The sequence below is a fragment of the Nocardia cyriacigeorgica genome (assembly GCF_029868385.1).
Classification (GTDB): domain Bacteria; phylum Actinomycetota; class Actinomycetes; order Mycobacteriales; family Mycobacteriaceae; genus Nocardia; species Nocardia cyriacigeorgica_F.
Window position 1 is genome coordinate 24,253 of sequence record NZ_JARWNX010000051.1, and the last position, 9,775, is coordinate 34,027.

Annotated in this window: 8 protein-coding genes; 4 read left to right on the plus strand and 4 right to left on the minus strand. The window is 67.3% G+C overall.

Annotated features, from left to right (window positions below; all coding sequences use genetic code 11):
- Positions 1–49 precede the first annotated feature (49 nt).
- From QH168_RS15510 to QH168_RS15525, 4 genes are all read left to right on the plus strand, one after another.
- Positions 50–1,045 carry a 2-aminoethylphosphonate ABC transporter substrate-binding protein gene (locus QH168_RS15510; RefSeq protein ID WP_280235509.1) on the plus strand — a complete coding sequence of 332 codons (996 nt, stop codon included), beginning with the start codon at positions 50–52 and terminating at the stop codon, positions 1,043–1,045.
- A gap of 23 nt (positions 1,046–1,068) precedes the next feature.
- On the plus strand, positions 1,069–2,250 hold the full coding sequence (locus tag QH168_RS15515) for an ABC transporter ATP-binding protein (RefSeq protein ID WP_280235360.1): 1,182 nt from the start codon (positions 1,069–1,071) through the stop codon (positions 2,248–2,250).
- 181 nt (positions 2,251–2,431) lie between these two features.
- Entirely contained in the window at positions 2,432–3,328 is an 897-nt protein-coding gene (locus QH168_RS15520) for a 2-aminoethylphosphonate ABC transporter permease subunit (RefSeq protein WP_280235361.1), read from the plus strand.
- 3 nt (positions 3,329–3,331) lie between these two features.
- Entirely contained in the window at positions 3,332–4,129 is a 798-nt protein-coding gene (locus tag QH168_RS15525; protein WP_280235362.1) for an ABC transporter permease, read from the plus strand.
- 108 nt (positions 4,130–4,237) lie between these two features.
- On the opposite strand, the gene QH168_RS15530 is transcribed toward QH168_RS15525, so the two are convergent.
- The 4 genes from QH168_RS15530 to QH168_RS15545 form a co-directional block, all read right to left on the minus strand.
- On the minus strand, positions 4,238–4,597 hold the full coding sequence (locus QH168_RS15530; protein WP_432421108.1) for a DUF4254 domain-containing protein: 360 nt from the start codon (positions 4,595–4,597) through the stop codon (positions 4,238–4,240).
- 493 nt (positions 4,598–5,090) lie between these two features.
- Positions 5,091–6,338 carry a cytochrome P450 gene (locus tag QH168_RS15535; RefSeq protein ID WP_280235364.1) on the minus strand — a complete coding sequence of 416 codons (1,248 nt, stop codon included), beginning with the start codon at positions 6,336–6,338 and terminating at the stop codon, positions 5,091–5,093.
- Between the two features lie 266 nt (positions 6,339–6,604).
- Positions 6,605–8,356 (minus strand): acyl-CoA dehydrogenase, encoded by a 1,752-nt coding sequence (locus QH168_RS15540; RefSeq protein ID WP_280235365.1) that lies wholly within the window; start codon positions 8,354–8,356, stop codon positions 6,605–6,607.
- Positions 8,357–8,918: 562 nt separating this feature from the next.
- Entirely contained in the window at positions 8,919–9,716 is a 798-nt protein-coding gene (locus QH168_RS15545; RefSeq protein ID WP_280235366.1) for a neutral zinc metallopeptidase, read from the minus strand.
- Positions 9,717–9,775 lie beyond the last annotated feature (59 nt).

The window sequence follows — 9,775 nt, forward strand, 5'->3', positions numbered from 1 at the left end:
CCTGGCACGCACCCTGTCCACGACCGCCGCCCTGGTCGCCGCGACCACCATGGTCGCGTTCACCGCGGGGTGTGGCGGCACCGGCGCCGACGCCTCCGGCGGACGATCGGTCACCGTCTACTCCGCCGACGGCATGGCCGCCTGGTACGGCAAGCGTTTCGCCGAGTTCACCGAGCAGACCGGTATCGCGGTGAACCTGGTCGAGGCCGGTTCCGGCGAAGTGGTCAACCGCGTCGACCGGGAACAGAACAACCCGCAGGCCGACGTGGTGGTCACACTGCCGCCGTTCATCCAGAAGGCCAAGAGTTCGGGTCTGCTCGCCGACAGCGGTATCGACACCGGCGCGGTACCCGCCGCCGATAAGGACCCCGACGGCCAGTACGTCACCCTCGCCGAGAACTATCTGTGCTTCATCGCCAACCCTTCGGTCGATACGTCGAGCCTGACCTGGGACGAGCTGTTGCAGCCGGAATACAAGGGCAAGGTGCAGTATTCGACACCCGGTCAGGCCGGTGACGGGACCGCGGTACTGATCCTGTTGCAGCAGCTGCTCGGCAAACAGGGCGCGCTGGACTATCTGGCGAAGCTACAGGTCAACAATGTCGGGCCGTCGTCCTCGACCGGCAAGCTACAGGCCAAGGTGGACAAGGCCGAACTGCTCATCGCCAACGGCGATATCCAGATGAACCTGGCGACCATCGCGGAGAAGGGTTCGACGTTCTCCATCTTCTTCCCCGCATCGGCCGACGGCACCCGGTCGACGGTCGCCGTCCCGTACGTCATGGGTCTGAGCAAGACCGCACCGCACCGGGCCGAGGCCACGCAGCTGATGGAGTTCCTGCTGTCGGCGCCGACCCAGCAGACCCTCGCGCCGGAGGCATTCGCGGTGCCCGCGCGCACCGAATTGCGCACGGCGCCATCCGGTACCGAGCCCTCGCCGAGCACACTGCTCGCGGGCGTGGAGGTGGTTCCGGTCGATTGGCAGACGGTCCTGACCGAGCTGGACGGCGATATCGCCGCCTACCAGCGGGCCACCGGCAGCTGACCACAGCGACGACAGGAGCCGCCATGCCCACCGGTGACGCACCGACCACCACCAGCACAGCCACCACCCGGGCTGTCGCGACCGAACCCGCGATCGTCTTCGACCGGGTAGGTGTTCGTTACGGCCGCGGCCGCACCGCGACCGTCGCCCTGGCCGACTTCTCGCTGCGGGTGGCGGCGGGCGAGACCGTCGCCCTGCTCGGACCGAGCGGTTCCGGGAAGTCCACCGCGCTCAAGGCGCTGGCCGGGTTCGTCCGGCCCACCTCGGGCACGGTGCGGCTGGCCGGACGCGATGTCACGCGAGTCTCGCCCGCCGCCCGCGGTATCGGCGTCGTCGTCCAGTCCTACGCCCTGTTCCCGCATATGACCGTGCACGGCAATGTCGCCTTCGGCCTGAAGGCGCGCCGGGTGCCGCGCCGCGAGATCGCCACCCGCGTCGACGAGGCGCTACAGATGGTCGACATGGGCGGCTACGCCCAGCGGCTGCCGCGTGAGCTGTCCGGCGGCCAGCAGCAACGGGTGGCCATCGCCCGCGCGCTCGCCATCCGCCCGCCGGTCCTGCTGCTGGACGAACCGCTCGCCGCACTCGATGCGCAACTGCGCCACACCATGCTCGGTGAGCTGCAACAACTTCGGCAGGCGCTGCCGGAGACGGCGATGCTGTATGTCACCCACGATCAGACCGAGGCGCTGGCACTGGCCGATCGCATCGCGGTCATGCGTGACGCACGACTGGTCGACATCGATACCGCGCCCGCCCTGTGGCAGCGGCCGCCGTCCGAGTTCACCGCCGCCTTCCTCGGCGGTGCGAATCTGGTGCCGTGCACCGTCAACCGGGTGGCCGGTGGCAGCGCGCTGGTCACGGCGGGCACCCGAACGCTGCGCGCGTTGGCGCCGGAGCCCGGTGTGGGGAGACCGGCCTCGGCCCCGGATTCCGACGCACTGCTGTGCATCCGCCCGCATACCGTGCGCCTCGGCGCGCCCGGTGAACGCGGCGCGCTGCGCGCGACGGTGCTCGGCGCGGTGTGGCGTGGTGCCTCCACTCGCGTGCGGTTGACCGTCGACGGGTTGCCCGGCGAGCTGACCGCCGATGTCGCGGGCCATATGGAGACCGCACCCGATTCCGTGGTCGGTGTGCACCTTCCTGACCCGGCCGGGGTCCTCATCCCACCGGCCCTCGACGGCGAGAGCGGAGCCCTCGCATGAATGCAGAGCCGCGACCCGCGAGCGTGCCGGAGCTACCGGCCCGAGTACCCGGCGCGACGGGCAGCGCCCCATGGCGGCCGTCGAATTACGCTCCTGCGCAAGCACAGTCGGCCCCGAAGACCGAGACGCCGCGTGAGCCCGAGCGCTCGTTGTTCACCGACATCGAGACGAGGCGCGGCCGATGAGCACGGCACTGATCGACTCCCCCGCCGTCGGCGAGGCGCCGACGCCCACCCCGCGACGGAGGTGGCGACCGATCCTCATGGGTCTGCCGCCGGTGCTGGTCGTGCTCGTCATCGCGGTCTATCCGATCGTCCGGGTACTCGCCGAGTCGACGGTCACACCCGATGGGCGCGGCACCGACACCTGGTCCCAGGTCCTGGGGTCGGCCGCCTTCCGTGATGCCCTGTGGCGCACGATATCCATCGCCGTGTGCTCGACGGCGGGCTGCCTGGTGCTCGGCACGTTCCTGGCGATCGTATTGGCCTTCGTGCCGTTTCCTGGTGCGACGGTGGTGGGGCGACTCATCGATACGGTGCTCACACTGCCGTCGTTCCTGATCACCCTCGCCTTCACTTTCCTGTACGGCACCGCGGGCGCGGTCAACGCGCTCATCGGCCGGATCACCGGAAGCGATGGGCCCGCTCTCGATTTCCTCACCACACCGACCGGCGTGATCCTGGCCGAGATCACCTTCTTCACCCCGTTCGTGGTGCGGCCGCTGCTGGCGGCTTTCGCACAGTTGCCGCGCGAACAACTCGATGTCGCCGCGAGCCTGGGTGCGGGCCCGTGGCGGGTGCTGCGGCAGGTGGTGCTGCCCGAGGCGTGGCCCGCCTTGGCCGCCGGGGGCAGCCTGGTCCTGCTGTTGACGCTCAACGAATTCGGCATCGTGTTGTTCACCGGCGCGAAAGGGGTGATCACCCTGCCCGCGCTGATCTATACGCGCGGCATCGTCACCTTCGATCTGCCGGGCGCCGCTGTGCTCGCCACGGTGCAGGTCGCGCTATCGCTGATCTCGTATCTCGGCTACCGGCTGATCTTCGCCAGGGTCACCGGTTCATCCAGGAAGGAGCGCTGACCCATGCTGGTATGGACCCGACGCGGGCGCGCGGTGGTGCTCGCGGTCTTCGCGATCGTGGTGCTCGTGGTGTTCGCAGCGCCCATCGCGACCGTGATTGCTGCGGCGCTGGCCGGTAGCTGGACCGGACCGCTGCCCTCGAATCTCGGCATCGCCAATCTCGAACGGGCGCTGTCGGGTGAGCAATTGGCGAGCCTGTCGGTGAGTGTGCAGACCGCGTTCCTGGCCGGTGCGGTATCGCTGGTGCTCGGCACTTGGGCGGCGCTGGCGGGCCGGGAGGCGCCCGGCTGGTGGCGCAGGCTGACCGATGCGGTCTTCCATCTGCCGGTCGCGGTGCCTTCGGTGGCGATCGGCCTCGGGGTGTTGATCGCGTTCAACGAGCGGCCGCTGCTGCTCGGCGGCACCACATGGATTGTCGTCGTGGCACATTCGGTCCTGGTGCTGGCCTATGCGTTCAGCGCGGTGTCGGCCGCGCTCGACCGGCTCGATCCCGCCTACCGGCAGGCCGCCGAATCGCTGGGTGCGGGCCCGGTGCGGGTGCTGTGCCAGATCACCCTGCCACTGCTGCTCCCGGCGCTCGGCGCCGCGGCGGGCCTTGCCATCGCCCTGTCGATGGGCGAGCTGGGGGCCACCATCATGGTCTACCCGGCGACCTGGAAGACGCTGCCGGTCAGCATCTTCGCGCTCACCGACCGCGGCGAAGTGTTCGACGCCGCCGCGGGCACCACCGTCTTGGTAGCGGTCACCCTGCTGACGCTCATCCTGCTCGGCCGCGTCAAGGGCCGCGCCGCCGTGCGCTGAGCGACCAGTTCGGGCGGTGCTCGTCAGTGTTCTCCGATGACGAGCACCGCCCGAACGAGAGGGTTGGGTGTCGAGAGGGCTCGACAGCGCCGTACCGCTTCGGTACCGCTACTGCTCCGGGAGGCGCCGCCGACCGCCGGTCACATCGGCGATCAAATCGGTGTACCCGTCGACCAGTTCGGCCAGGTGGTACCAGTGCTTGTGCGTATTGTCGCTGCGGGGGCCGGTGATGTCGATGGCCTGGTTGGCGTTGACCCAGCTGCGCGCCATCCGGTCGATCACCGCGCCGAGGCTCTCGGTGTGCAGCGAGGCGCCGTTACGATGCTGCGGCACTTCCTGGGTGATCCACTCGTTGATGTCATCGACGAGTTCCACTCTGCGACAGTCTATTTCGGCCACCAATGCCGTATCGCGCACCTGAGCGCGACGTTCATGTAGTTCCACCAGCGCATGCGCCGAGCGCAACATCTCGCGGTCCTGGAACCGCCGTCCCTGGAAGGCGCACAGCAGCTGCGGCGCGGTCGGCAGTACCCCCACTGTCGGCGCGCTCATCCCCACACCCCGAACTCACCCGACACCATCACACTTCGTACCAACATGATTGGCTCTCTGTTCGGTTATCCGGATCGGATCGCTTGTTCACAACAAGGCTACGTGGATTTTGCACGTACAGATGCAATTGCACAAGACCTCAGAACGCAATGTTGCGAACTACTTTGTGCGTACCGAACGGTACGCCGAGCGGCACAGAGAAGGTAGCTGAGCGCGCCGAAATCGAGCGCCCGACCGTGGTGCCATCCGGCCCGTATTGCCGCGGATGCCTGGCGAACCCCGGAGCTTACGCCGCGTCGATACCAAGCGATCGCCGGTATGTTGCTGCCGGGCACGCCGACCGGACCCGGCATGAAGCCGAGCCGGCCGGCGTGGCGACGGGCAGCGGGTACGACGAGGAACTACGCCCTTACAGATGCAGCGGCGGAGACGGCGGAAACACCACCGGCAATGCCGTCAACGCGCGGTGGAAGGGGCCGGGCCGCCAGACGAGTTCGTGTTCGGGGACTCCGAGGCGCAGTTCCGGCAGCGCGTCGAGGAGCTGGTCGATGGCGTCCTGCGCCAGCAGATACGAGAACGGCCGCGCATGCGCGGGGCAGGCGTGCGGGCCGGTGCTGAACGCCAGATTCCAGCCGTTACCCGCGAACTCGCCCGTATTGATGTCAGGGTCGTTATTGCAGGCGGCCATGCTGATGATCACCGGCTGATTGGCGGGCAGCCACACCTTTTCGATCAGGATCGGCTGGCGCGGATAGGTGATGCAGAAGTTCGCCATCGGCGGGTCGATCGCCAGCATCTCGTCGAGCGCGGTCTTGGTCGACAGCGGGAGACTCTGATCGTTGCTGGTGAAGCGGGGATCGCTCAGCATCATCACCAAGGTGTTGGCGATGAGGTTCACCGGAGGTTCCACACCGGCGGCGAACAGCAGGACCAGCTGATGCACCATCTCCTCATCGGAGAGCCCCACGTAATGCTGTACCAGCCGCGTGGTGACATCGTCGGCCGGGTGCGCGCGCTTCATCGCGGTGAGTTCGAGCAGCGCACTGCCCATCTGCGCGTTGACCGTTTCGGTGTCCACACCGTCGAACATCGCCGCACTGGCGGCCGCGACCTCCTCACCGATGTCCTGTGGGCAGCCGAGCACCTGGCACAGGATCGAGAAGACCAGCGGGAGGACGTACTGACTCAGCACGTCGGCCTCGCCCGTCTCGCAGAAGGTGTTGGTGATCGGGATGGCGGACCGCTCCACCATGGAGCGCAGCGTGTTCAAGTCGATCCCGGCCAGGGCATCGTTCATCGCGCCGCGGTAGCGGGCATGCTCGGCGCCGCTGGTGCGCAGCGCGTTCGGCCGCCACTCGACCATCGGCAGGATCGGCATATCCGCGGGCACGGTCTTCTGCCAGGCGCGCGGATCGGCGGGGAAATGCTCCGGATCGTTGAGGATCCGCACTGCGGTGCGATATTTGGTCACCAGCGTCGCGGGCACACCCGGCCACATCTCGACCGGCACCAGAGGTCCGTAGTCCCGACGCATCTGCCGGTAGGCCCCGTGCGGATCGGCCGCGAACTCCGCGCTGTAGATCGGAATCCGCGGACCGATGCCCTCGATCGGCGAAAATGAGTCGGCGCTGGCACCCTGCGTGGGCTGCGAATGCACGTAGTCTCCTTGACATCGGTTCCGGCAGCATAGTACTCGAGGCGAGGACCGAGCGAAGGCCGTCGGGTTGCCACGGCCGCTCCTGCCGACAACATTCTGTCAGCGAGGTTGGCTTTTCAACCAATCATCGCCGGGGGCCTTGTGTACGGTACTCCCACCGGCGGTGTCCCGGCAGGGTGTTTCGGCTTCGGCCGCTCTGCCGCAACAGCATCCAGCGCGCCCCATCGGATCGACGAGGCGCGCTGGATGCGGAGCTGCCGTACTGGTCAGTGGCGACGGACCGTCTCGCAGTGGGTGTCCCACGCGGCGACCAGATCATCGGAGAGCACCGGTGCGCCGAGGATCTCGTCGTCGAAGCCGAAGGCATCCAACAGCGCGGGCAGGTTGGCGGCGAGGCTGTCGATGGCCTCGGCCAGCTGCCGCTGTACGGTCTGCACCGCCGCGATGTCGAGCAGGCCGTGGGTGAGATACCACGTGGAGTGTTCATCGAGGTAGTGCAGCGCGAAAACGTCTCGCACGGCGGCAATCTCGGGATGGTCGGCGTGCTTGTCGAGCATCCCGAGGGCCTGTTCGGCGGAATAGGCGTCAGCAACGGCGAGTGCGTCCGGGATGACGGCGAGCCGGTCGGCCAACGCCGGATTGCTCAGCCGCGGCTGCGCCTCGTGCGCGATCGTCAGCGTGCGGGCCGCGAGCAGAGGCGCGCGGTCCTGCGGGTCGGCGGGATCGTGCAGCCGCACCTCGGCCGGCGGCGTGCCCACAAGCTGTTTGGCCAGTACGCGACCGCCCACCGAACCCAGGACATGGCAATCGCCCTCGCCGGTGATGGCGGCATGGCAGACGCCGAGGTAATCGGCGACCCGGTTGGCGCTGAACATGCCCTGCGCGCCCATCTTGATGCGCGAATGGGTGACCGTCTGCAAGGCGTGCGGCTGGATGAAGTACTTGGCCAGCATCACCGCCACCACGGTGTCGCGATCGGTGAGATCGCTGCCCGCGAGGAAGGTCTTGATCTCGTTGCCGTAGACGGTCCGCGCGATGGTTCCGGCCAGGTCGGTGAGCAGCGTGTCGCGGACATGCGGCAGATCGAGCATGAGCGGCCGATCCACGGCCGTCATCGGCACCACCCGCTTGTTGGCGTAGCGCAGTGCGATGTAGAGCGCGGAACGGGCGGTGGCGTTCAGGCAGGACGAGAGCGCCATCCGGCCGACGGTCAGCTGGCTGATCGCCGACGGGAACGCGCGTTTGCGACTCTGCTCGTCGCGCCAGGTGAGCACACCGTTGTCATCGATGGTGGCGAGGTCGTTGCTCAGCCAGGCGTTGCGCTCGACCCGCAGATTGTCGAAGCTGATGATCGAGTTGTCCATGATGACCAGCGGCTGATGGTCCAGCTGGGTGATCGTGACACCGGGGGCCGGATCGCCGTTGGCATCGCGCAGTCGGGCCGTGAACAGGTGCACGCCCTGATCGACGCCCGCGCCATCGATGTAGCGTGCGCCGATGACGCAGACCCGCGAGACCGGAATACCCACGCTCGGCATGAACTTCCTGGCCTTCGGGTGCGGGGTGTTGAGCACGAACCCGTCACCATCCCAGGTCGCGGTGGTCTCCATGAACCCGATATTGGAACCGCAACCGTATTCGGTCAGCAGCATGACGCCGACACTGGAGGCGTCGTCGAGATCCTGGAGGTACGGCGCGGCGGAATCGGAATCGGTCAGTGTGGCCAGGCTGCCCGAGGCCAGGTTGTAGTGTCCCGAGATCAGCGGGATCAGGTCGGTGGCCAGCACGGCCGACCAGTCGAACACCGCGAACAGGGAGGGCAGATCGGTGGCGATAGCGCGGGAGCTGCCGAGCTTGCCGACCAGATAACGCAATTGGTTGTACGCGTTGAGACGCCGTTGCTCCTGGCTCTGCTGCTCCGTGACGGCGAAGTCCTGGTTGCTCAGAATCTCCTGCAACTGCTCATGAATCTCCGGGTTGCCATGCCGAATAAGCTCGGCCAACGCTGTGCGTGCCATTGTCCATCCCTTTCGAAACACAATTGAGAAATCGAAACGATCGCGAGGGTCTACATCGACGAATCAATGCACCACGTGCCTTCTGGTGATTGCACCGAAGGCTCGGCTACGCTGCCCACCCCCAAGCCGTGCCGGTACCCGAGGCCGCGGCGCGGTACCGCATCAATACCGCTATACCGCGCCGCTGCCGGGCATCACGGACCCCGACTCTGACACTGCGCGAATTCGCTCCGTCCGGAGGCTCCGGCTCGACGGCCTCGGTCTCCGATTTGGTGATCTGTGCGTTCTGCTCGACCGTGGAAACGATCATGGCAACCTGCGGCACCGACGGTGCTACAGGGTTGCTATGGCCGGGCTGAGACACGAAACACATTGTGCCACAAAATGGTCCCCATATCGGGCGGTCTGGGCGGATCCACCGCCATCCGGTTCGCCTACTCACCGGTAGCCGAAACCCGCGTTCCGGCGAGCAGCAGCGATGCCGAGAGTTCCTGCAAACCAATGGCTTCGATGAATTCCGCCGGGGTTCACCTCCGCGCTACCGATGTGTGGCTCCCGACCGTTATTCGAGCCATGCGGCGCTACGAGCCGCCCACGGATTGCACTCGTACGGCGATGGGGTGGCCGCCACGTCGGGATCGTCGCTCGGGTGCATCCCCCAGCCGAACCAGTTGGCGATATTGGTGTTCGTGCCGTGCCAGCGTCGTTCGCCGGGACGGTCACCCGCCCCGCTGTTGTTCTGATACGCCAGATCGGCCAGTTCGGCGGTGATGGAGCCGCGACCGGTGTTGCGGCCGTAGAACATCCCGGAGAAGCACCATGCCTGCAACTCCAGCTGCCGATTGAGCAGATCCACTTCGGCCCCGGCCCAGTCGAGGGCGGACGCGCGCGCCAGGAAGGCGGGCATGACTCCGATGAGCTGCTGCACATGATGTCCGTACTCGTGCGAGAGCACCGCCAACGCGAAACCGCGGCCGCCGTTGCGAACGATCGGGCTCATGGTGTCGTAGGGCATCACGATCATCTGGTCGGCGGCGCAGTAGAAGGCCTCACGGTTGCTGCCGGATTCGGCGCACGAGCCGTCGTAGTCGGCGGCATCGGCGCCCGCCCAGAGTTCGGCGGAGGTGGTGGTGATGCCGAAGCGGGACAGTGTCGGCGCCCAGGCGGCGTCATGGCATTGGATGGCGGCCCGGTAGAACGCCGCCGCGGCGGACGGAGTATCGCGCCAGGCGGGCAGCCGGCATTCGACGCTCGCGATGCCGAGGCCCTGCTCGGCCAGCACCGGGTTGGCCCCGAGTTCGGGATCGGAGCGCACCGGGCCGCTGCCCACGTACTGGTCGACGGCGGTCGCCTGCGGCATCACCAGCTGGTCATCGGCGGAGTCAGGAGCTTCGGCTGTCGTACAGCCACCGAGTACAA

What these genes read in the sequence shown, in the direction of transcription:
- QH168_RS15540 (WP_280235365.1), bottom strand. Translation starts at nt 8,356, where the DNA reads ATGGCACGCACAGCGTTGGCCGAGCTTATTCGGCATGGCAACCCGGAG.
- QH168_RS15515 (WP_280235360.1), top strand. Translation starts at nt 1,069, where the DNA reads ATGCCCACCGGTGACGCACCGACCACCACCAGCACAGCCACCACCCGG.
- QH168_RS15510 (WP_280235509.1), top strand. Translation starts at nt 50, where the DNA reads ATGGTCGCGTTCACCGCGGGGTGTGGCGGCACCGGCGCCGACGCCTCC.
- QH168_RS15530 (WP_432421108.1), bottom strand. Translation starts at nt 4,597, where the DNA reads ATGTTGCGCTCGGCGCATGCGCTGGTGGAACTACATGAACGTCGCGCT.
- QH168_RS15525 (WP_280235362.1), top strand. Translation starts at nt 3,332, where the DNA reads ATGCTGGTATGGACCCGACGCGGGCGCGCGGTGGTGCTCGCGGTCTTC.
- QH168_RS15520 (WP_280235361.1), top strand. Translation starts at nt 2,432, where the DNA reads ATGAGCACGGCACTGATCGACTCCCCCGCCGTCGGCGAGGCGCCGACG.
- QH168_RS15545 (WP_280235366.1), bottom strand. Translation starts at nt 9,716, where the DNA reads ATGCCGCAGGCGACCGCCGTCGACCAGTACGTGGGCAGCGGCCCGGTG.